At 41.3% G+C, this 22,249-nt stretch carries 17 protein-coding genes and 1 tRNA gene; 16 read left to right on the top strand and 2 right to left on the bottom strand.

Going from position 1 to position 22,249, the window contains the following annotated elements; translation table 11 throughout:
• Positions 1 to 14: 14 nt before the first annotated feature.
• From cdaA to glmS, 5 genes are all read left to right on the top strand, one after another.
• The gene (gene cdaA, locus RBH88_RS06490; protein WP_213690676.1) at positions 15 to 824 is read left to right on the top strand and encodes a diadenylate cyclase CdaA; all 810 of its coding nucleotides are present in this window, start codon (positions 15 to 17) and stop codon (positions 822 to 824) included.
• A gap of 27 nt (positions 825 to 851) precedes the next feature.
• Positions 852 to 2,078: a YbbR-like domain-containing protein gene (locus tag RBH88_RS06485; protein ID WP_213695647.1), complete on the top strand. Its 1,227-nt coding sequence runs from the start codon at positions 852 to 854 to the stop codon at positions 2,076 to 2,078.
• 16 nt (positions 2,079 to 2,094) lie between these two features.
• Entirely contained in the window at positions 2,095 to 3,471 is a 1,377-nt protein-coding gene (gene glmM, locus RBH88_RS06480; protein WP_213690678.1) for a phosphoglucosamine mutase, read from the top strand.
• 36 nt (positions 3,472 to 3,507) lie between these two features.
• Entirely contained in the window at positions 3,508 to 4,389 is an 882-nt protein-coding gene (gene galU / locus RBH88_RS06475; RefSeq protein ID WP_213690679.1) for a UTP--glucose-1-phosphate uridylyltransferase GalU, read from the top strand.
• 229 nt (positions 4,390 to 4,618) lie between these two features.
• Positions 4,619 to 6,451, top strand: coding sequence for a glutamine--fructose-6-phosphate transaminase (isomerizing) (gene glmS, locus RBH88_RS06470; protein WP_213695645.1), 1,833 nt, complete (start codon positions 4,619 to 4,621; stop codon positions 6,449 to 6,451).
• Between the two features lie 52 nt (positions 6,452 to 6,503).
• Here the strand turns inward: glmS and RBH88_RS06465 are convergent, their stop codons facing one another.
• Positions 6,504 to 7,565, bottom strand: a complete 1,062-nt coding sequence (locus tag RBH88_RS06465; RefSeq protein WP_213690681.1) for a hypothetical protein — start codon at positions 7,563 to 7,565, stop codon at positions 6,504 to 6,506.
• Between the two features lie 74 nt (positions 7,566 to 7,639).
• Between RBH88_RS06465 and ade the strand changes: the two genes are divergently transcribed.
• Positions 7,640 to 9,376, top strand: a complete 1,737-nt coding sequence (ade, locus tag RBH88_RS06460; RefSeq protein WP_213695644.1) for an adenine deaminase — start codon at positions 7,640 to 7,642, stop codon at positions 9,374 to 9,376.
• Here the strand turns inward: ade and RBH88_RS06455 are convergent.
• Entirely contained in the window at positions 9,344 to 9,604 is a 261-nt protein-coding gene (locus RBH88_RS06455) for a hypothetical protein (RefSeq protein WP_213690683.1), read from the bottom strand. The two genes, ade and RBH88_RS06455, sit on opposite strands and share 33 nt — an antisense overlap.
• Before the next feature lie 162 nt (positions 9,605 to 9,766).
• Between RBH88_RS06455 and RBH88_RS06450 the strand changes: the two genes are divergently transcribed.
• The 10 genes from RBH88_RS06450 (at position 9,767) to RBH88_RS06405 (ending at position 22,240) form a co-directional block, all read left to right on the top strand.
• Positions 9,767 to 9,841 (top strand) — tRNA-Gln (locus RBH88_RS06450).
• 79 nt (positions 9,842 to 9,920) lie between these two features.
• Complete coding sequence (gene glmU / locus RBH88_RS06445) at positions 9,921 to 11,324, top strand: bifunctional UDP-N-acetylglucosamine diphosphorylase/glucosamine-1-phosphate N-acetyltransferase GlmU (protein WP_307879464.1); 1,404 nt, start codon at positions 9,921 to 9,923, stop codon at positions 11,322 to 11,324.
• Complete coding sequence (locus RBH88_RS06440) at positions 11,324 to 12,292, top strand: ribose-phosphate pyrophosphokinase (RefSeq protein ID WP_213690702.1); 969 nt, start codon at positions 11,324 to 11,326, stop codon at positions 12,290 to 12,292. Before glmU ends, RBH88_RS06440 begins: the two co-directional genes overlap by 1 nt.
• A 49-nt stretch (positions 12,293 to 12,341) precedes the next feature.
• Complete coding sequence (locus RBH88_RS06435) at positions 12,342 to 13,004, top strand: 50S ribosomal protein L25 (RefSeq protein ID WP_213690685.1); 663 nt, start codon at positions 12,342 to 12,344, stop codon at positions 13,002 to 13,004.
• A gap of 6 nt (positions 13,005 to 13,010) precedes the next feature.
• On the top strand, positions 13,011 to 13,604 hold the full coding sequence (gene pth / locus RBH88_RS06430) for an aminoacyl-tRNA hydrolase (RefSeq protein ID WP_213690686.1): 594 nt from the start codon (positions 13,011 to 13,013) through the stop codon (positions 13,602 to 13,604).
• A 68-nt stretch (positions 13,605 to 13,672) separates the two neighbouring features.
• Positions 13,673 to 16,801, top strand: a complete 3,129-nt coding sequence (locus RBH88_RS06425; protein ID WP_213701773.1) for a DEAD/DEAH box helicase — start codon at positions 13,673 to 13,675, stop codon at positions 16,799 to 16,801.
• Positions 16,798 to 17,643 (top strand): nucleoside triphosphate pyrophosphohydrolase, encoded by an 846-nt coding sequence (mazG, locus tag RBH88_RS06420; RefSeq protein WP_307879463.1) that lies wholly within the window; start codon positions 16,798 to 16,800, stop codon positions 17,641 to 17,643. Before RBH88_RS06425 ends, mazG begins: the two co-directional genes overlap by 4 nt.
• 12 nt (positions 17,644 to 17,655) lie before the next feature.
• Complete coding sequence (locus tag RBH88_RS06415) at positions 17,656 to 19,137, top strand: pyruvate carboxylase subunit B (protein ID WP_307879462.1); 1,482 nt, start codon at positions 17,656 to 17,658, stop codon at positions 19,135 to 19,137.
• Between the two features lie 24 nt (positions 19,138 to 19,161).
• Positions 19,162 to 20,160, top strand: a complete 999-nt coding sequence (locus RBH88_RS06410; protein WP_213690689.1) for a PhoH family protein — start codon at positions 19,162 to 19,164, stop codon at positions 20,158 to 20,160.
• Entirely contained in the window at positions 20,141 to 22,240 is a 2,100-nt protein-coding gene (locus RBH88_RS06405; RefSeq protein ID WP_213690690.1) for an HD family phosphohydrolase, read from the top strand. Before RBH88_RS06410 ends, RBH88_RS06405 begins: the two co-directional genes overlap by 20 nt.
• Positions 22,241 to 22,249: the final 9 nt, after the last annotated feature.

The raw sequence follows: 22,249 nt of genomic DNA, 5'->3' as shown, positions 1-22,249 counted from the left end.
ATGGGAGGGTCAATATGCTAGATTTATTTCGATGGCATGACATTCTTGATATTGTCATCATAGCTGTTATTATCCATCGTTTATTACTTTTGCTTGTCGGAACGCGTGCAATGCAACTTGTGAAAGGGTTGCTGATTCTTGGTGTTGTTGCATCTCTGGCCAGGTTTTTTGAGCTTCGAACGTTGTCATGGTTCTTAGGGAAAGTCCTTGGAGTTTTGATCATTGCTATTCCTATCGTTTTTCAACCAGAACTCAGACGTATGCTTGAGGAACTTGGACGTGGCAATATTTGGAGAAGGAAACGTGCCCAAAAAAAAGCGGAAGCACTCAGTCAGGAGATTACAAGGGCTTTGGGATATTTGAAAGGCCAGAAAATTGGAGCCCTTATGGTGTTACAAAGAGAGACTGGCTTGAGAGATTTTTGGAGTACTGCAGTTAAGTTGAATGCAGAAATATCGCAGGAGCTCATTATCGCTATTTTTTGGCCTGACAATCCCCTTCATGATGGAGCTGTCATTATTGATAGAGATATGATTATTTCTGCCGGAACGTATCTGCCTTTGACGGAAAATACAGATCTTTCAAGATGGATTGGTACTCGTCATCGAGCAGCTCTTGGTGTAACTGAGGTTTCTGATGCTATTGCGCTCATTGTTTCAGAGGAACGAGGAGAAATTTCCTTAGCTATTAATGGGCATTTATCTAGAAATTTAAAGGAAAATCAAGTATATAAGCTTCTCTTGCACTATTTTGGGGCTGAAGAAAAAGAGAAACGCTCATTTCTTGATAGAATACACGAAGATATACGGTCGCTGTGGCAATAGAGCCTTCAAGAAGGGAGTTACATTACAATGACACCTGGAAATAGAAAAATAGATGTACTTTTGTCTTCTCCTCACTTTTTGAGGATAATATCTATCGTCATTGCAGTCCTTCTCTGGTTTTATGTCTCGGGAGACAGGGCTAATGAGATTGTAAAAACCTTCAGATGTCAGGTCGATTTTTTAAATGTTCCTTCGCAAACTATATTAAAACCAGAGACAAAGACGGTAGAGGTTAGTGTTTCTGGAAGCCGAAGGGTTTTAGATAGTCTACAACAGGGTAGTATCTTGTGTGAAGTCGATACTAAGGGGCTTTCTCTGGGTAAATATAGATTGGCAGTGCGCGCTATTGTACCTAAAGATGTTAAAGTCGTAGGTATAAATCCATCACAAATTGCTTTAGAAATGATACGATATGTAGATCGTCTTGTTCCTGTAGAAGTAGTGGTAAAAGAGGGGTTACCCTCAGGGATTTATCTTGAGTCTGTGCATATTATGCCTAAAGATGTCACTGTCAAAGGAATTGAAAAAGACCTTGCACGTATAGAAAGTGTACGAATATCTCCAACTCTCGAACAGTTAAAAAGTGGTGAGGAAATAACGCTTCCCGTAGAAATCGTGAAATCTCAACCTTTTGAGGATGAAGTAACGATTGATCCGGGCCAAATCAAAGTTACCGCTGTGTTAGCTCAAGGGTTACCTAAAAAGAAAGTTCCAGTGAATGTACAGGTTATTGGAGAGCCTGATTCTGATTATTCTGTGAAAGCTATAGTCGTGGAGCCGTCTGAAGTTGAAGTAGAAGGACCATATCCACGATTAGGCAAAGTGACTCGTCTTGAGACCGAAACCATCGATATTACAGGTCTTGCTCAAGAGCAGAGTATGATCGTTCCTTTAAAACCATTAGACGATTCATTGTTGAAATACACGGGAGCTTCATCTGTAAGAGTTAATATTCTTTTAAAACCATACACCGTGTCGAAACTTCTTACAAATGTAGGGGTGGAAGTTGAAGGTAATAGCATATATCCAGGTTGGAGCGTCGAACCAAACACTGTTAATATCACTATAGAAGGAATTCCATCGGAAATAGAAAAAATAAGTGAAACCGATTTTCCTATACAACCGTATGTTAACGTAACAAACATAGTTTCGAGAAAGCTTATGGTTCCTGTGCAAATACGAAATACATCGTCAAGTATTCGAGTTGTCAAGGTGGACCCTTCACGAGTTACTGTGCGTGCGGAAGTGGAGTAAAAAGGAGCGGGGGAAGGTGAAGGTTTTGGAGGAAAGCGAAAAAAAAGTACGTTGTCTTTTCGGCACTGATGGCGTAAGAGATGTGGCAAATCGAGGAGCTATGACTCCTGAAATGGCGTTGCGTCTTGGGCGGTCGTATGTGCTGTACCTGACAGAAAGAGGAATCCCTCGTCCAAGAATTCTTATCGGAAGAGACACTCGTCGTTCAGGTAAAATGTTAGAAAATGCTTTAGTGGCAGGGATGCTTTCAGCCGGTGCAAAAGTTTTAACTTTGGGGGTTATTCCTACGCCGGGGGTCAGTTTCGCGATAAAGCATATTCAGGCTCAGGGTGGAGTGGTTATTAGCGCTTCTCATAATCCTGCAGAATATAATGGCATCAAATTTCTGAATCATGAAGGGCATAAACTGAATGATGATGCAGAGGCATCTATAGAAGAATACTTGGGAGATAATCTTATTGATGATTGGCGTCCTACCGGGGCATCCATTGGTGAAGTTACTGAAAGAGAAGATATAGTTCAGGCCTATGCGCAGTGGCTAGCAACTCTTATTTCAGAATCGAAGGTACTTGATCGTTCCATATCTTTCGATTGTGCTCACGGTGCAGCCGTTCCTATTATTCATGCTATCAATAAAGTAGTAGATCATTCTCATTGGTTTATATCTGGAGATGCTCCTGACGGCCTTAATATTAACGAAGGCGTAGGAGTTATGAATATGGCTCATCTCGCTTCTCAGGTAAAAAGTAACGGAACAGAAGTTGGCATTGCCTATGATGGAGATGCAGATAGAGTTCTTTTGACAGATTCGCGAGGACGCGTTCTTGATGGCGATATTATTCTTTGGGTTCTTGCCCGCTGGCTTACGAAAAGAGAAAAACTCGGAAACGGTCTTGTTGCAACAGTAATGAGTAATCTTGCCTTGGAGGAACACCTGCGAAGGGAAAATATTGACGTATTTAGATGCCCTGTTGGCGACCGTTATGTTTTAGAGATGATGAAATTCCGTGGAGCTTCTTTGGGTGGAGAGCAATCGGGACATATTATTATTAAGGAATTTACATCTACAGGCGATGGTATCTGTACAGGATTCACCTTCCTGAGGGCTTGTTCCGATTTAGGAGAAGATATTAATACTCTTGTTGATCGTTTTGATCGTTACCCTCAGCTTTTAAGAAATGTTGAAATTTGTAAAGGTAAAGATGTTGATCCGGCTTTTATTACCGATATCTCTCAAGAGGCGAATAGAAAACTGATGGGCCAGGGGAGAGTTCTTATTCGTGCATCTGGAACAGAACCCCTTATGAGGGTTCTTGTAGAGGCAAAAGATCATAAGTTGATGGAAGATATTTCAAAGGATCTGGTCGGTCAGATACAGATGAAGTGTTGTTAGTTATTTGTATGTGATGCCGAAAGGATGTCGAAAATTATGTCAAAAAAGATAATAACAAAGTGCCTATTCCCTGCAGCGGGGCTAGGCACTCGTTTTCTACCTGCAACCAAAGATATTCCTAAAGAGATGCTTCCTCTCGTGGATAGACCGATTATCTCCTACGGAGTAGAGGAAGCCATAGCGGCAGGTTGTACCGATATGGTCATTGTTACAAGCCGATCAAAACGTTGCATTGAAGATTATTTTGATCGGACATGGGAATTAGAGAAAATTCTCGCAGAACGTGGAAAAAAGGAATATCTTGAACTTGTGCAAAAAATTCCTCAAGTGGCGCGTTTTGCCTATACACGACAAGCGGAGCCTTTAGGGCTGGGTCATGCTGTCCTTTGTGGAGAGGCTTTTTGTGAGGGCCAATATTTTGGTGTTATTCTACCTGACGATGTAATGATTGCTCGTCCTTCTGTTCTTGCGCAACTTATTTCTGTTCAAGAGCAATTAGGAGGAAGTGTTATTGCTCTCGAAGAAGTGCCGGAAGAAGAAACTTCTCGTTATGGGATTGTTGAAGCTGATATGGTTCAGGAAGGTATCTTCAGAATAGAAAATTTAGTTGAAAAACCGGCAAAAGGAACAGCACCGAGTAATTTAGCGGTAATGGGGCGCTACGTTCTTTCACCAAGAATTTTTGCTATTTTGAAAGATGTTCAGCCAGGTGCTGGCGGAGAGATACAGTTGACGGACGCTTTGAAACAATTGTTAAGAGAGGAGCCATTGTGGGGAGTTGTTTATAAGGGGCAACGCCTCGATTGTGGAACTCAAAAGGGTTGGCTGCATGCAAATATTGAATTGGCTCTGAAAGATTCTTCTTTACGTGATATAGTACTGCAAACTGTGAGTGCCTTTAGGGAGGATGATAAATGAAGAACAGCTAATATCGCTTCTATAAAAACTTATAGCGGAAAGAGTGTAAGCGCCTGAACTGACGAATGTCAGTTGACGAGGTCGGGGGAATATCGAAATTTTCGGCGGATACCCCCGGGGTTTTGAAAATCAAACCCTGAATTTGCTCTACAAAACCAGAAAGCAATTTCTGAGACAAAAAGAGCAATAGATTTTCGTGTGCCTTAGTGAAAGGCGGTGTAATATTCTCGTGTGCGGAATTGTTGGCTATGTAGGATGGCGAAATGCTACTGATGTTTTGCTAGATGGAATGAAGCGCCTCGAATACCGCGGTTACGATTCTGCAGGTATAGCCGTAAATGATGGCGATGATATTCGTGTTATTAAAGAAGTTGGGAAAGTCCAGCAACTAGAAAAATTAATGTCTTCTCAAAATGTGCTGGGACATTTAGGTATTGGGCATACCAGATGGGCCACTCATGGAGGAGTAACAGTGGTTAACGCTCACCCTCATTGGGATGGTGATAAACAGATTGTTCTTGTTCATAATGGGATAATTGAAAATTATAGAGAAATTAGAGACGAACTCTTACATCAGGGAATAGAATTTACGACAGAAACAGATACGGAAGTAGTGGCCAAGCTTCTTTCTCAATTATACGGAGTGAAGAAGGATATTATCCCTTCTCTTGTTTCTCTTTATAAAAGGCTTCGAGGTTCCTTTGCCCTTGCCATTCTTGTGAAGAATCAGCCAGATTCAATTTACTGTGTAAGAAAAGGATCTCCTCTTGTTGTAGGCCAGGGAGAAAAAGAGTCTTTTTGTGCCTCTGACGTTCCGGCTTTGCTCCCTTACACCCAAAGTGTTTTCTATATGAACGACGGTGATATTGCATTCCTATCTCCTCAAGGGATTAAATTTTGGGACGAGTCGGGGCAATCCCTTACTAAAAAAGCTCAGACGATTGACTGGGATATATCCATGGTCGATAAAGGCGGATATTCTCACTTCATGATGAAGGAAATTAACGAGCAAGGTGCAGTGCTACGAAATACTCTGAAAGACAGAATATCTGAAAATTCAGTAGATCTATCTAAAGAGCTTGCTTGGACGAAAGATACACTTGCTCATATTAAAAGGATTCATATTGTAGCTTGTGGCACTTCTTACTACGCAGCCTTAGTCGCAGAGCGATTAATGGAAGAACTTTTGCCTGTTGACATTCGTGTTGATGTTGCATCTGAGTATCGTTATAGGCCCATGCCTTTAGGTGAGGACACATTATCAATTTTTGTTTCTCAGTCTGGAGAAACGGCTGATACTCTTGCTGCAGAGCGATTGGCTAGGGGAAAAGGGGCAATGTGCGTTGCCATTACAAATGGGCAGGGATCAACACTCGCTCGAGAAGTGGATCACGTTCTTCTTCTGAAAGCAGGCCCGGAAATAGGTGTGGCTGCGACAAAAACCTTTACAGGACAGCTGGGAGTTCTTTATCTTTTAGGCCTTTATATCGCCAAATTATGGGGAACTCTTTCATCTAGTGAAGAAGAGAGAATAATCAAGGGACTTCTAAATTTACCTTATCAGCTGGAAGAAATTCTTGAGCGGCAGGAATCATTACATCACATTGCGGAGAAATACGCCTCTTTACGAGATTTCTTGTACCTTGGACGAGGGCGTTCTTTCCCAATTGCATTGGAAGGGGCACTCAAACTAAAGGAAATATCTTATGTCCATGCAGAGGCTTATGCAGCTGGGGAAATGAAGCACGGTCCTATTGCTTTACTGGAAAGTGAGGTCCCCGTTGTTGTTATAGCACCGCAAGATGGTCTATATGAAAAACTATACTCAAACATTTTAGAGGCAAAAGCTCGAAAATCTCCAATATTTGCTATAGCCACTCGTGGAGATAGAGATATAGAAGATGTTTCGGAAGATGTTTTTTATGTTCCCCCAACAGAGGCAGAACTCTATCCGTTTTTAGCGGTTCTTCCATTGCAAATTTTTGCCTACTATGTTGCACGAATCAGAGGGTGCGATATCGATCAACCGCGAAATTTAGCTAAAAGCGTTACAGTAGAGTAAATAAAGGGCTTGCAGGTTTAAAGCTTATAAACCTCGCAAGCCCTTTTTCTTTCTATCTATTGGGTTCTGCGGTGAAAGGATAATATAAACGAATATGAGTAACATTGAACAAAGCCTTGTCATCTTTGCCTGAATGTTTAGGTAAAGCCTGCCACGATCCCCCGTCTATTCGGCATAAAACGAGAGGTCTTCGTCCATACGTAGACCATATATCCCATAAGTGATCTGAGAGTTGTCCTCCTGGTACAAGACCATCAGAGAATAGAGGAGTTGAGCCTATAAGTCGATGACCATTTTCAGTTCCTATAATCATCCATTGTGTTAATGTCCATGCAGAAGCCATTTCTTTAGATCCGGCATGAAAAAGTGGCAGTATTTGAAATCCCCCTATTTCTCCCACTGGAGATGTGCTTATATCGATAACTCCAGTGTGATTGGCACGTATTCGACTATCTGTTTGAAAAAGAGTGCCACCAAAACGCCCGACTCCATAAACAGGTCGAATAACTCTAGCAATAACGTTAACTCCCCGAGAATTCCATGCTATAACACGGCCACCAGGTCTGTTTTCGATATCTATTAGGAAGGGATGTTCTTTTTCTTCTACAGGCATAAAAAGAACATCACCTTCTTCTGGAAAGTTCTCAGAAGAGAGGCGACTTTGTGAACTACCTTTTTTAATAATATAAACAGGTGTGCCTACAGGAGGTGCCCATCCCCCAAAAAGTCCAGTTCCTGCATCTTTTTGAATAGAAAAGTATGTCTTTTTTCCAGCGGCTGGGGCGATAGTCTTTTCTGGTAAAATACTGATAGTACGACCTTTACCTTTTTCTACAGAACAAAGTAAATGTACGGCATTAACTGCGGATGCGCAAACTGAACCTGCTTGTCCCCATTGGCTTGCAGTATAACTAGGCCAACGGCTTGTTTGAGGTAAAGATAAAATTGTGCCGAGATCGTAGCGAGATCCATCAGGAAGCAATGCATAGGCAGAAGCTCCAATTTCGCATGGAATATAAATGCTGTATATGGAAGATGCTTGTGCTGTAAAAGGAAACATAATCCCTAATAAAAGAATTATAATTAAATTTTGAATTCTATGGGAAGATTGCATCTGTATCCCTTCTTTCTTGATCGTTATAGGTTCTTATTATAAGGGTCTTTCTTGGCCTTTGGGAGGATTATATTGTGAATATAAAAAAGATGTTAGCAGTAGCAAGGGGAGAATTAGCAGCTGACGTAGTTATCAAGAATGCGAAAGTAGCAAATGTCTTTTCTCTTGAATTTGAGAAAAAGGATGTAGCCATTTACGATGGTTATATTGTTGGTATTGGTACAGGATATTATGGAAAAGAGGAAGTCGACGCGAAGAATGCCGTGCTTGCTCCCGGTTTTATTGAAGGTCATTGTCATATAGAGAGTACCATGCTTACTCCCGCAGGCTTTGCTGAAATGGTTTTACCTCGGGGAACAACAACCGTTATTGCTGATCCCCATGAAATAGCCAATACATGTGGCATGGAGGGACTTTCATTTATGTATGAGGAGTCACTTCATTTACCCCTAGACATTTTTTTGACGGCACCTTCGTGTGTTCCCGCCTCACCCTTTGAAACTCCTCGCGAGGAACTTGACGCTTTGGCTATAAAAAGGACTTACGAAGAGGGTTGGTGTACTACTCTTGGAGAAGTGATGAACTATCCTGCTGTTATACATGGTGATGCAGAAATGTGGGGAAAAATATTTGCATCTTGGGATGTAGTGCGAAGTGGTCATGCTCCAGGAGTAACAGGGAAGGAGTTGTGCGCTTATTTGTTAAGTGGGTGCTCCAGTGATCATGAAAGTTCGACGAAAGAAGAGGGGTTGGAAAAACTTAGACGCGGAATGTGGCTCATGATCCGCCAAGGTGCAACAGAACATAACTTAGAAGAGTTACTACCTCTTATTAAGGAAAATGAAGCACGCTCTTCATGCGCTATGTTTGTGAGCGATGACTTAACTGCAAATCATCTTCAGACAAAAGGACATTTAGACGAAACACTTCGTCTTTCTATAAAAAAGGGTCTTTCCCCTCTTGTTGCTCTTCGGATGGTAACGCTTTCTCCTGCCCGTTATTTTAGACTTTTTGACCGAGGGGCAGTTGCTCCTGGCTATATTGCCGATCTCGTGTTATTAGATTCTCTTGAAACATGTAATGTTATCAATGTTTGGAAAAAGGGGAAAAAAGTGGTTGAAAACAGAGAATTACTTGGAGCGCCCTTTAAACGTGAACATAATTATCCTCAAAGTAGCGAAGTCTTCCATATCCCTACAGTGGAAGATATTTCCATAGAACCTTCCGGTAATAAAAAAATCAGGCTTATTGGTTTTAGAAGGGGACAAGTTGTTACTACACATCTAATTGAAAATCCTACAATCACAAATGGAAAAGTTACTGCGGACAAGAAGAGGGATATTGCAAAAATAGTTGTTGTCGATAAAAATAGCGATAGTCGACGTTTCTTTACCGGTTTCGTGAAGGGACTTGATCTTAAAAAAGGAGCACTTGCCTCTTCAGTTGCTCATGACGCTCATAATTTTATTGCTGCTGGAATGGACGATATATCTATAATAACGGCCTTGAGAGAGCTTCGAAATTTAGGCGGAGGTTTAGTCGTGGCGTCAGGGGATCAGATTTTGGCTTCACTTCCTTTGCCAGTAGGGGGACTTATGAGCGATTCAACAGCTTCCGATGTTATACTTGCTATTGAAGATGTAGAAAAAGCAGCAGAAACTTTGGGGACTTCAATTACACATCCTTTTATGGCTATGAGTTTCCTTTCTCTTAGCGTTATCCCAGAACTTAAAATTACAGATCAGGGATATGTGGACTTGAACAGAGGGGGCTGTATGTCACTTTTTGTGGAAGATGAGCACTATAACTAAGATAGGAAGCAAGGGGGCCCATGCAATCCACCATCCCACGTAGAGTAAAAGATATAGAGCCATACAGAGAAGTCCCGCGGCAAAAAAGGCCCATGTAAGAATAATGAAACCTTTTTTCCCTGTTCTGAATGCAATGGCTCCAAAGGGGATGGTAAGAATAAGCATTGCTACTACCATAATGAGAAGAACTTTGGCTTGAATCAATGCAAAACTGAAAGAGTCGAACATGAATAAAAACCCCCTAAAAAGTTTTCTTCTTGAGTATATAGCTTTTTTTATCTATTGACATTCTCTTTAAGAGATGGTTTCCTGAATAAGATTTTAAAAAATAATCAACTCTCTTCTTGACATGTCGGAATCCTCTGCTAGTATATTTACCGGCATTCATACTGGGGTGTAGCCAAGTCGGCAAGGCGGCGGACTTTGGATCCGTGATCGCTGGTTCGAATCCAGCCACCCCAGCCATCTGATATTACAAGAAGGGGGACCTTAGGTTCCCCCTCTTTTGTGTTTGATTATAGATAGAATGAAGGTGATGGGGAAAGTGTTTGATCGTCGAACGGTAGGCGTTTTGATTCTCGCTGCAGGTAAGGGAACGAGAATGAAAAGTAACCTCCCAAAAGTTCTTCAGCCTGTTCTTGAAGAGCCCCTCCTTTTTTATCCTCTTCAGGCAGCTCTAGCGGCTGGTTTGGAGAATAGAGCAGTAGTTATTGGTCATGGCGGAGATGCTGTGCAGACTTATATAAGTGCCATGAGTCCTGAAGTTCGGGTGATATGGCAGCATGACCAGTTAGGAACAGGGCATGCCGTGCAAATATCGAAGGAATGGTGGAACTCTTTTTCAGATATTCTTGTTATTCCTGGTGATGCACCTCTCCTAAAGAGTGAAATTCTTATTGATTTGGTCAAAGCGCATATAGATTCCCCAGCTTCTTGTACTTTCGCTAGTTTTATTACAGAGACTCCTGCAGGGTATGGTCGAGTAGTAAGAGATTCAAACGCACTTTCTATCGTGGAAGAAAAAGATGCCTCAGAAGAACAGAAAAAAATACGGGAAGTGAATAGCGGCATATATATTTTCAGAACTCCCGATCTCCTTTCAAATATTGACTCTCTTGCTAACGATAATGTGCAGGGGGAGTATTATTTGCCTGATGTTGTTGGGCTTATGTATGAGCAGGGCAAGAGCGTAGAGGCTCTTTGTTTTGATAACGGTACAGATTTTCAAGGGGTTAACAGCCCTCTTCAGCTTGCTGAAGCTACTTCTATTTTGAAGCAAAGAATTTTAAATCATTGGATGAGCCAGGGTGTAAAATGTGCTGATCCTTCTTCTGTTTTCATCGGACCTCGGGTCAGGCTAGAGGGAGATATATGGCTTGATCCTTTCGTTCAACTTTATGGGAATACTGAAATAGGTGACGGTACTCACATAGGGAGTCATTCTCTTGTTCGCAATACTGTAATAGGTAAAAGTGTTGATATTATTAATTTTGTTTCTATAATTGCAAGTGAAATAGAAGACCATGCTACAATTGGTCCATTCTCCTTTATAAGAGATAATGCTCATATAGGAGAAGGAGCCTTTGTTGGTAAATTTGTGGAAATTAAAAAAAGCTCAATTGGTTCAGGAAGCAAGGTTCCGCATCTGTCTTATATAGGAGATGCAACCATTGGCAACCATGTGAACATAGGTGCAGGAACAATAACTTGTAATTACGATGGTGTTGCGAAAAATCCAACACACATTGGTGATAGGTGCTTTGTAGGAAGCGATACCATGCTTGTTGCGCCAGTGTCTCTTGGTGATGACTCCTTTACAGCAGCAGGATCTGTTATAACCGATGACGTTCCTGAAGGGGCCCTTGCCATTGCTCGAGCCAGACAGAAAAATATAGAGGGCTGGGTTTTGCGCCGCAAAGGCAGCAATCAAGAAGGGGGTAAGGAGTGATGGGTTCCAGTTCCAGGGAACTGAAGATTTTTTCGGGAACAGCCCATCCGGAATTCGCCAAAAGAATTTGCGCGGAACTGGGTGTGGAATTATCCCGTGCTAAACATTTTCGCTTTTCCGATGGAGAGCTAGGGCTTTCTATTGAAGAAAGTGTACGCGGAGCAGATGTTTATGTGGTGCAACCTACATGTAATCCCGTTAATGAGCATCTTATGCAGCTTTTTATTATGCTTGATGCTTTAAAGCGTGCATCTGCCTATCGAATCAATGTCGTAACTCCGTATTTTGGATATGCTCGGCAAGATCGAAAGACAAAGGCAAGAGATCCAATATCTGCCAAACTTGTAGCAAATCTTATGGAACATAGTGGAGCTTCTCGTCTGATAACTGCAGATTTACATGCAGGACAGATTCAGGGCTTTTTCGATATTCCCGTTGATCATTTGACAGGGGTTCCTCTTTTGGCGAATTATTTCAAGGAAAACTTCCCCAGTGAGATAAAAAGAGACGAAGTGGTCGTAGTCGCTCCTGATGTAGGTGGAGTTGTTCGCGCACGTCGTTTTGCTGTAACTTTAAATGCTGATCTTGCTATAGTAGATAAACGTCGTTCCCATGACGTGGCTAATCTTTGCGAAGTAATGGAAATTATAGGAGATGTAGAAGGTAAAGTAGCCATACTCATTGACGATATCATAGATACTGCAGGAACTATCTGTAATGCAGCTGCTGCTTTAAAAGAGCGTGGAGCTCAGAAAGTTTATGCTTGTGCAACTCATGGAGTTCTTTCCGGGCCAGCTATTGAGAGGCTGGAAAAAGCTGATATAGATAGTGTTATTTTAGCTGACACAATTCCATTGCCTGAAAACAAAAAGTTGGATAAAATTACACAGCTATCTATTGCTCCGTTATTTGCGGAAGCAATAGCTCGAGTGCACAGTGACAGATCCGTTAGCAGTTTATTCAGTTAATAATGTGCTTTCGGTAGCATTTGTTTTTCTAAAAGGAGGATGTTTGTAGATGGCTGAGTTCGTAAAGATAGCTCTTGAAGAGAGAAGTGAGAAGGGGAAAGAAGCCGTCAAGAAGCTGAGACCCACCGGCTATGTCCCAGCAGTATTTTATGGTCCCGAATATAAGGATTCTATTACTGCAAAAGTGAAGGTTTCAGAAGTGGCACCATTGATTCGTTCCGGTCACTGGGAGACTATTCGTATTCTTGCAACCCTTCCCGACGGTAAGGAAGAAATGTGCCTCATGAGAGAAGTGCAGAAGAATATTATTACCCAAGATGTAATGCACATTGATTTTATCCAGCTTGTTAAGGGACGTAAGGTTGCTGTTAATGTTCCTGTCTTGCTTGAAGGTAAAGAGGCTTGCGCTGCTCTTAAACAGGGAGCTGTTCTTGAACAGACATTGTATGAAATTGAAATGGACGTATTGCCAATAGAGATTCCAGATTCTGTGGTTCTTAATGTTTCTGGCTTGAAAGTTGGCGATAGTTTCTTAGTCAAAGACCTTTCACTTCCTGAGAGTGCTGAGATTGTTATTGATCCGGAAGAGATGGTAGTTTCTGTCGCATTACCTCAGATTGAAACTGAGACTGAGGAAGAAGAAGAGGAAACCGCAGCTGGAGAAGTAGAGGTCGTGGCGAAAGGAAAGGCCAAGGAGGAAGAAGAGGAGTAGTTTCTCTTGCGACTTATTGTAGGTCTTGGTAATCCTGGCGTTGAATACGCTTTAACTCGTCATAACGTAGGCTGGATGATTCTCGATCGTTTTATTGATTCTCATTCGCTAGGTGCTCCTTCTTTGAAATTTGATGGTATGGTATGGGGCCCTGAGTTCATCTGTGGCGAAAAATGTATTTTCTTGAAACCTCTTACCTACATGAATCTTAGTGGTAAATCTGTTGGGCAGGTTTGTAGATTTTACAAAATTGAGCCTGAAGATGTACTCGTGGTAAGTGATGATGTTGCGCTTCCTTTTGGAAAATTGCGATTGAGAACAAAAGGTTCTGCGGGTGGACATAATGGCCTTGCATCAATTTTAGGAGCTCTTCAAACATTGAACGTTCCGCGTCTTAGGGTAGGAGTCGGTGCTGTTCCCATGGGGAGAGACATGATATCCTGGGTAATCGGAACCTTCCCGTCAGAAGAGCGATCTTTACTTCCTGACGTTTTGGATGAGGCTGTAAATGCAGTAGAGCTGTGGCTTAAAGAAGAAATTCAATCAGCTATGAGCCTGATTAATGCTAAGAAGGAACGGACAGGGAAAGATGATAATTAAATGGCGAGACCGATGTCTCGCCATTTTTATTATGATAACAAGGATTGATACTTATAAAATTATCAAATATGGAGAAAAAAGAACCAGAAGGATTACTTTGGAATATTAAAGAATATCTTTGGAAAAAGGGTGGACATATCCATCTTCCTATAGATGGAGCTTCTCGTGCATGGGTTGTTGGTCGTAATACGCCACCTCTTCTTGTTGTGCTGCCTGATCAAAGACAGGCTGAAGATTTTATCTCAGATTACGAAAACCTTTGGCAAGGCGAAAGTGCAGAACTTTTATATGAATTGCCATTGACAGTAGAGGGGATACGCAATAAACCTCTCTATCTTCAACGGGGAGAGGTTTTATCTTCGTGGGAGAAAAAGGGCGGAATACTGGCCACAACTCCTGGTGGCTTGCTCTCTCCTTTCCTTATAGGAGACGGACTATTCCATTTGAAACGAAATTCGAATTATATTCGTAGCCGCCTTCTTTCATGGTTGGAAAATGCTGGATATGAGCGAGTTGATCTTGTCTGGAGTCCAGGACAGTATGTCGTGAGGGGATTTATCGTTGATATTTATGATCCGGCATATGCTTTGCCCATCCGGGTTGAGTTTTTCGATGAGGAAATAGAGAGTATTCGCTCTTTCCACCCTCAGAGTCAAACAAGCGTTTCTGAACTTGAAGAGATTGAAATTCATAGTATAAAGACAGCTAGAAAAAAGGTGTTGGAAGATATCCTCCCCTCCTCGTGCAAAGTTATTCTTTTCGAGCCTTCTCTCATAGAAAATAAAGCTGAATCATATCGATGGTTGTGGGAAGATCTTCGACATGAAGGGGATATCCCATCTTTACCATCATGGCCTGATTTTGTCATTTCTACTTTATCTGCAAAATCTAAAGTTAGAATTAGTACGACTATTGCTCGTTCTGAAGAGTCGTTTGATATACAAGAATGTCCTCACTTTCGAGGGGATATAGAAAAGTTTAAGTGGACATGTACATATTGGCGTAAAGAGTTATATTCTATTCATATTGTTTCTTCTGGGACATCGCTACAAAATGATAAAGAAATACAATCGCATGTCATCTTTCATAAAGGAGCTCTCTCCAAAGGTTTTATAGATGTATCTCGTAAAGAGGTATGGATATCAGATTATGAGATAGCAGGTGTTACCGTATCAAGAAGCGCTAAACCCTGGCGAGCCCTCCCACTCGATTGGAAAGAAAGATTAATAGAGAACCAATTAGTTATCCACGAAGATTATGGAGTTGCTGTTTATAGAGGTGTTGAGGAGATAATTTCAGGGGAAGAGAAGCTTGATTCTCTTGTTCTTGAATTTGCAAATAAGCAAAGACTACTTGTTCCATTTGTGCAGGTTCATAAAATTTCTCCTTTGCACGAAGAAGCAACGGCAGATGCTGTTCTCGATTCCTTACGCGGAACGCGATGGAAAAAGAGCCTGGAAAGAACGAAAGAGCGAATTCAGGAAGAGGTTAAGACTCTTATTCGCCTCTATGCTCGAAGAGAGTTGCTAAAAGGATACGCCTTCCCACCAAACACAGAAATGTATAGGCATTTTGTGGAGGCTTTCACATATGTTGAGACTTCTGATCAGTTGCAAGCTGAAAAAGACATTTGTGAGGATATGGAAAGTCCGTATCCTATGGATAGGTTGTTAGTTGGGGATGTGGGTTTTGGTAAAACAGAAGTAGCCATGCGTGCTGCTTTTAAAGCAGCTGAAGCTGGTAAACAAGTGGTTGTGCTTGTTCCAACAACTATATTAGCTCAACAACACTACCATACATTTCGAAGTCGTATGGCTGGTTTCCCCTTGCGAATTGAGGTTTTATCCCGTTTTATATCTTCTTCGAAGCAGAAAAAGATTTTGGAAGATACGAAAAATGGACGTGTAGATATACTTATCGGAACACAGCGGCTTCTTCAAAAAGATATAGAATTTGCTGATCTAGGCCTTCTCATTGTTGATGAAGAACATCGATTTGGAGTTATGCATAAAGAAAAGCTAAAAGAGACAAGAGAAGGAATTGACGTTTTAACTCTTTCAGCTACACCTATCCCAAGAACCCTCTCTTTGTCGTTACGTGGTTTGAGAAGCTTCTCTGTTATCTCGACCCCGCCTTATAATAGACTTCCTGTATTGACTATGGTGGGTCCAAGACGGAAAGATGTTATGGAGAGAGCTGTTTTACGAGAATTAAATAGAGGCGGTCAGGTGTTTTTTGTCTCTAATCGAATTAACCGTTTGAAAAATATATTTGTAGAACTAAAACATATGTTTCCCGATGCAAAAATTGGAATCGCACACGGTCAATTGGCTGAGCGCGATCTTGAAATAACGATGTTGGATTTTTACAATGGAAACTTGGATATTTTAGTCTGTACGACAATAGTTGAAAGTGGACTTGATATTCCACGAGCCAATACTTTGATAGTGGATAATGCGCAAGAATTAGGTTTGGCACAAATGTATCAACTTCGAGGCAGAGTAGGACGCCGAGAAGAGGGAGCATACGCTTTTTTCCTTTATCCGGAAAATGTTCCTCTTCAAAAAGAAACCGCCGAGCGTTTTGAAGCGATTTCGGCTTTTTCCGACATTGGCTCAGGCTATAATTTGGCCCTCCAGGATTTGAAAATAAGAGGTAGTGGAGATCTTGTCGGTGTGACTCAGCATGGACAAGGAGAACATATGGGCTACCATTTATATTACAAAATGCTTGAAGAAGAAATTGCTAGAGTAAGAGGCGAACTTTTCCTTGAGACTCCAGTTGATAGTGAACTTACAGGAGCGATTCCGTCTAGTTATATTCCTCAGGAAAATATTCGTATTACATTGTATAGACGATTGTTGAAAAATAGTACCTGGCAGGAATTAGAAGAGTTGCGGAAGGAAATTCGCGATAGGTTTGGCCCATTACCAGATGCACTTGCCTATCTTATTAATACAGCAATTGTGCGAAATTGTGGATCGTTTGTTGGAATAACGTCTATAGTTTCTGGATTAGATCAAACTGTGATTATGTTTAAAAAAGAGGATTTATATTCTAAACTGAAAAATATAAAGGGATGGATAAAAACGATTGATCGTATAGTAGGTCCAGGCGGCTATAAAGGTATGAGTAATGCGGCTAACGCTATTCAATCGCTTTTATCGACAAAGCTGGATATGGAGGGTAAAAAATGAGTACAACAGTAAATGCCGACCTTGAACGGCTTGTATCTATAATGGCCCGACTTCGAGCTCCAGAAGGATGTCCGTGGGATAGAGAGCAGACTTTCGAAACTCTTAGAAGTCACATAATTGAAGAAGCATACGAACTTGTAGATGCTATTTCTCAGCAAGATATAGACGAAATGAAGGAAGAAGCGGGAGACGTTTTGCTTCAAATTGTTTTTGTAGCACAATTGGCGAGAGAACAGGGTTTTTTTGATATAAAAGATGTAATATCCGAAATTTGTGATAAGCTCATACGAAGGCATCCGCATGTTTTTGGTGAAATGGAAGTAAATGGGAGTGCTGATGTTCTTGCTAATTGGGAAAAGATTAAGGTTAAAGAAAAATCCTTAAAGAAGCGAGAAGATAAGTCTGTTCTCGCTGGCATCCCAGAAAGTTTGCCCCCACTTCTGAAGGCATATCGTATTCAGGCAAAAGTTTCTCATGTAGGTTTTGATTGGGAAAAAGGAGATATAAAGCCAGTTACAGATAAAATAAAAGAAGAGCTAAGCGAAGTAGAGGCAGCTGTGAACCAAGAGGAACAAGAGAGAGTGGAAGAAGAGTTAGGGGATTTATTTTTTGCTGTAGTAAACCTTTCTCGACATTTGGGAGTCAATCCTGATATTGCGCTTCAAAGAGCCAATAAAAAATTCGAAGAGAGGTTTCGCCAGGTAGAAAAAATGGTTCATCAAGAGGGAAGAGAGTGGGAAGATTATCAACTAAAAGACCTTGATTGTTTTTGGAATGAAGCAAAACGATCTGAGTCTTCCTTTGGACAGTCGAAAAAAACTTGCGACTCATCATTACAGTAATGGAGGCTGTGAATGATCATGAAAGAAGGAAATAATAAGAACGCTGTCAAAAGTGATAAGAAGGAAAAAACGTCCAGGATTGCCAAAATTGAGAATTTGAACGTGGCAAAAGTTGGCATTACTGAGACTGCTTTGCGAGATGCTCACCAATCTCTCATGGCGACGAGGATGCGTATTGAGGATATGCTTCCTGTTGCAGAAATGATGGATGAAATTGGCTACCATTCCCTAGAAGTTTGGGGTGGGGCGACCTTTGATTCTTGTATGCGGTTTCTCGACGAAGACCCTTGGGAAAGATTGCGCGTACTTCGTAAAATGTTTAAAAAGACGAAACTTCAAATGCTTCTTCGAGGCCAGAACGTTGTAGGGTATAGGCACTATGCTGACGATACCGTAAGAGAATTTGTGAAAAGAGCCGTTGGTAATGGCCTTGATATTATACGTATTTTTGATGCTCTCAACGATTTGCGTAACATGGAAGTTGCCGCTGATCAGGTGAAAAAAGAGGGTGCCCATTTGCAGCTTACAATTTCTTATACACTATCGCCTGTTCACACGCTTTCTGCCTTTGCAGATCTTGCTGCTAAGATGAAGGGAATGGGTGCTGATTCCATCTGTATCAAAGATATGGCAGGCCTTTTAAGCCCTGTAGATGCGGCTAAATTGGTGAAAGCTATTAAGAAAAAAGCAGGTCTTCCTGTGCAGGTTCACTCACACTATACGAGTGGAATGGCTTCCATGTCTTATCTTGCTGCTATTGAAGCGGGAGCGGATGTTGTAGATTGTGCTATATCTCCATTTTCGATGGGAACGAGTCAGCCTCCTACAGAGTCTCTTGTTGCGGCACTTGCCGGCGGAGAGTATGATACTGGCCTTAAATTAGACAAACTTGTACCTATTGCCAACCACTTTAAAAAAGTTCGTGAAAAATATAAGGACATTTTTGTAAAATTGGCAGGCGTAGATATTAATGTACTTATATATCAGATCCCAGGCGGAATGTATTCTAATCTTGTCAATCAGTTGCGGGAACAGAATGCATTGAACAGGTTAGAAGAAGTTTTGCAGGAAGTTCCTCGCGTGAGAAAAGAGATGGGATATCCTCCCCTTGTTACTCCGACAAGTCAGATAGTGGGAACACAGGCTACTCTAAATGTTCTGGTTGGTGAGCGATGGAAGATTATTCCTAAAGAAGTTCGTAATTACTTCCTTGGGTTCTATGGTAAACCACCAGCAGAAGTGGATTCAGACATTAAGAAAAAGGCTGTAGGGGATGAAGAGCCCATTACCTGCCGTCCAGGAGAGAAAATAGCTCCTGAAATGGAAGCGGCTAAAAAAGCTGTGGAACCTTGGGCTCTACAACCGGAAGATGCCCTTTCTTATGTCTTATTCCCGGCAGTGGCCAAGGATTTTCTCATGAAAAAATACGCAAAAAAAACGAAAAGAGACATAGGTCTTGAAACGTTGGTTGATGGAGCTGGATACCCAGTCTAAAGAAATACGAGGTATTACAAATATATGAGTGAGAATCATTTAAGAGCAACGGAAGAAAATTCTTTTTCTAAAATGCTAACTATTTCTGACCAAGATGTAATGGCTCGTCTTGCAGGAAATAATGACGAGAATTTTCAAGCTATTGAAGAACGCTTTCCTGTACGCCTTGTTGTACGAGGAGAACAAATAACTATTCAAGGCCCAGATAAAGATGTTATAGAGACCGTATATGGGTACCTTGAAGAGCTTTTTAAAGTAGCAAAACATGGTCATCAGATTCTCGCAGCTGATGTGAGATATGGTATGGATATGATCGCAATAGAGGGGAAGGCAAATCTTGCCCCCCTCTATAATGATATTATATGCACAACGGCGAGAGGAAAACCTGTTCGTCCAAAAACCGGCGGGCAAAAAGCATATATTGAGGCAATGCGTACCCATGATATAGTCTTTTCTATCGGACCGGCTGGAACGGGGAAAACCTATCTTGCTGTTTGTCAGGCAGTTGCCATGTTGAAAGCGGGAACGATAAGTCGTATCGTTTTAGTTAGGCCAGCTGTAGAAGCAGGAGAAAGTCTCGGCTATTTGCCAGGAGATTTAAGAGAAAAGGTTGCGCCTTATGTTCGTCCTCTTTATGATGCTTTTTACGATCTTTTTTCGCCGGAACGTTTTTTACGTTATATTGATAAAAGTGTTATAGAGATAGCTCCTTTAGCTTATATGCGGGGGCGAACTCTTAATGATAGTTTTATCATTCTCGACGAAGCACAAAATACGACACCCGAACAAATGAAGATGTTTTTAACACGCCTTGGTTTTGGTTCTAAAGCTGTTATTACTGGAGATATTACTCAGATAGATCTTCCTTCGGGAAAAAAGTCAGGATTGATTCAGGTGAGAGATATATTAGAAGGTGTTGAAGGAATAGCCTTTTTAGAACTTACTAATCATGATGTAGTGCGTCATGAGATAGTTCAGCGTGTTGTCAGAGCATATGAAGAGTATGAGCAACGGAATAAGTAGTTTTAAATTTCTTAAAAAATTGAAACGTTTGAAATCACGGTTAATGGAAGGAGAAGGAACTGTACGTCTCTATTCTGTTATTTTGCTTGTCCTTTTTGCTGTAATGCTTCTTTCTGTTAGATGGTTTTTTGATGAAGGAAGATATGGTTTTGTAGAAGGACATCCTGCCCCTCGTGCTTATCTTGCCATTTCTCCCATGAAATATGTCGATGAAGATAAAACGAAATTGTTGCGTGATCGTGTTCAGAACACCATATCTGGTGTTCTGGTTCGTGATTCTGACGCGCTTAATTCAATGACAACGCAATTTAAAATGTTGGAGGCCGGTGATCTTGAAGGGGCTATGATTTCCAAAGATCTTGTAACCCTTCTAAATCAGTTGCCCAAAACAAAAAAGGAGACGGCATTAAAAGCGGTTGCGAAAATAGGGTTTAACATCCTTTTAAAAGAAAACAATGCGGATACTTTTAGCAACCCGACGCCTGAAGCTCTTTGGTTGGAAATTGAATCCCTTGATTTGCCTATGGACTTAAATAATTTAATATATCAACTTCTAGAAGATGTGCTTCGACCTGCCGTAAAAGTAGACGAAGAATTAACGCAGAATCTACGAAGTGACCTTGCTTCTAGTTTGAAGCCTATCGAACAATATCTAAAAGTAGGCGATGTTATTGTTGAGAAGGGAGAAATTATTACTCCCCAGCTTGCTCGCATCCTTCTTTCGCAAGGATATTTACAACAGCATTTCCCATGGAAAATTTTTACTCTTTCTTTTCTCCTTATACTGTGTTGGCCTTTTTGGATTCGCTTGCCTGCTTTTGCTTCAGGAGGGCAAAACTATGACCTCAATGAAATCTATATAGCGTGTGTTGTTGGTGCTTATTGGTTTGCTGAGTATATTTCAGGCCTTTTAGGGGCGCGAGGAGTTGCTATCGTTACCCTTACGGGATGGGCCTATCTTGTACTGCCCTTTTCTTTAGGATTTCAGGTTATCTTTGGTGCCTCTATTATTGCGTCAATACTCATGTCAGCTTTTTCTACCTCTGAAATTGTGCTTGTCAGTTTTATGGGGCTTACTGCAGCTATGACAGGACGCTTCTTCTTTAGAGATGTGCATTCGAGAAGTCACTTATGGAGGCAACTTTTTATTGCAGGCCTTCTTCCTGTTTTTGCGGGAATATTTGCACGATGGGCGATTTCATTGGAATTAACGTGGCAGGTCTTTTTGATCTCATGCTTGGCAGAAGCCTTGTGGGGAACGGTGGTTATTGCTTTTCTCCCTATATGGGAAAATTTCTTTGATATCATGTCTCCCTTGCGCCTTATGGAGCTTTCGTATCCCACTCAGCCTTTACTCAAAAAACTTCAAATAGAGGCCCCTGGAACATATCATCACTCGCTTATGGTTGGGACTTTAGCAGAAACTGCGGCTGATAGGTTGGGTATGAATGCGTATCTTATAAGGGCTGGTGCTTATTACCATGATATAGGGAAATTACGTCGACCTCATTTCTTTGTGGAAAACCAGATGGAAGGGGAAAATATTCATGACGAGCTGACCCCATCCCTTTCTGCGTTAGTTATTATTGCACACGTAAGGGAAGGTCTTGAAATAGCCAATGAATATCATTTGCCCGCGAAATTACGTCAATTTATAGCTGAACACCATGGTACAACGTGTCTTTCTTATTTTTACCGTAAATCAAATTCACAAGGTGAAAAATTACCACGAGAGCAGTTTTGTTATCCCGGCCCTCGTCCCTCATGCAGAGAGACGGCACTATTAATGCTAGCGGATTCAGTTGAAGCTGCTGTTCGCGCAGATAGAAAAAATATATCTGGAATACAAGACTTGGAAAAAGTGATATCAGGAGTTATTGATTCCAAGGTTGCGGAAGGCCAGCTTGATAACGTAGATTTTACTTTAAAAGATTTATCAGAGATTAAAGAAGCCTTGATTTATGCATTGCAATCAGTTTATCATGGTCGTAAGGTAAAAGAAATTCAATCCTCAGAAGAAGAGGATAAAAAGGATACCACTCCTGAGCTGACTCAGGAGAATCTAAAAAATGAAAATTAACAGGAGGCG

The sequence above is a fragment of the Aminobacterium sp. MB27-C1 genome (assembly GCF_030908405.1).
Lineage (GTDB): Bacteria > Synergistota > Synergistia > Synergistales > Aminobacteriaceae > Aminobacterium.
The sequence above is the reverse complement of the archived record's forward strand: the minus strand, read 5'-3'. Positions and strand labels throughout refer to the sequence as shown.

What these genes read in the sequence shown, in the direction of transcription:
- RBH88_RS06465 (WP_213690681.1), bottom strand. Translation starts at nt 7,565, where the DNA reads ATGCAATCTTCCCATAGAATTCAAAATTTAATTATAATTCTTTTATTA.
- RBH88_RS06440 (WP_213690702.1), top strand. Translation starts at nt 11,324, where the DNA reads ATGGGTTCCAGTTCCAGGGAACTGAAGATTTTTTCGGGAACAGCCCAT.
- RBH88_RS06435 (WP_213690685.1), top strand. Translation starts at nt 12,342, where the DNA reads ATGGCTGAGTTCGTAAAGATAGCTCTTGAAGAGAGAAGTGAGAAGGGG.
- RBH88_RS06405 (WP_213690690.1), top strand. Translation starts at nt 20,141, where the DNA reads ATGAGCAACGGAATAAGTAGTTTTAAATTTCTTAAAAAATTGAAACGT.
- RBH88_RS06410 (WP_213690689.1), top strand. Translation starts at nt 19,162, where the DNA reads ATGAGTGAGAATCATTTAAGAGCAACGGAAGAAAATTCTTTTTCTAAA.
- RBH88_RS06415 (WP_307879462.1), top strand. Translation starts at nt 17,656, where the DNA reads ATGATCATGAAAGAAGGAAATAATAAGAACGCTGTCAAAAGTGATAAG.
- cdaA (WP_213690676.1), top strand. Translation starts at nt 15, where the DNA reads ATGCTAGATTTATTTCGATGGCATGACATTCTTGATATTGTCATCATA.
- RBH88_RS06485 (WP_213695647.1), top strand. Translation starts at nt 852, where the DNA reads ATGACACCTGGAAATAGAAAAATAGATGTACTTTTGTCTTCTCCTCAC.
- RBH88_RS06455 (WP_213690683.1), bottom strand. Translation starts at nt 9,604, where the DNA reads ATGTTCGACTCTTTCAGTTTTGCATTGATTCAAGCCAAAGTTCTTCTC.
- RBH88_RS06425 (WP_213701773.1), top strand. Translation starts at nt 13,673, where the DNA reads ATGGAGAAAAAAGAACCAGAAGGATTACTTTGGAATATTAAAGAATAT.
- galU (WP_213690679.1), top strand. Translation starts at nt 3,508, where the DNA reads ATGTCAAAAAAGATAATAACAAAGTGCCTATTCCCTGCAGCGGGGCTA.
- mazG (WP_307879463.1), top strand. Translation starts at nt 16,798, where the DNA reads ATGAGTACAACAGTAAATGCCGACCTTGAACGGCTTGTATCTATAATG.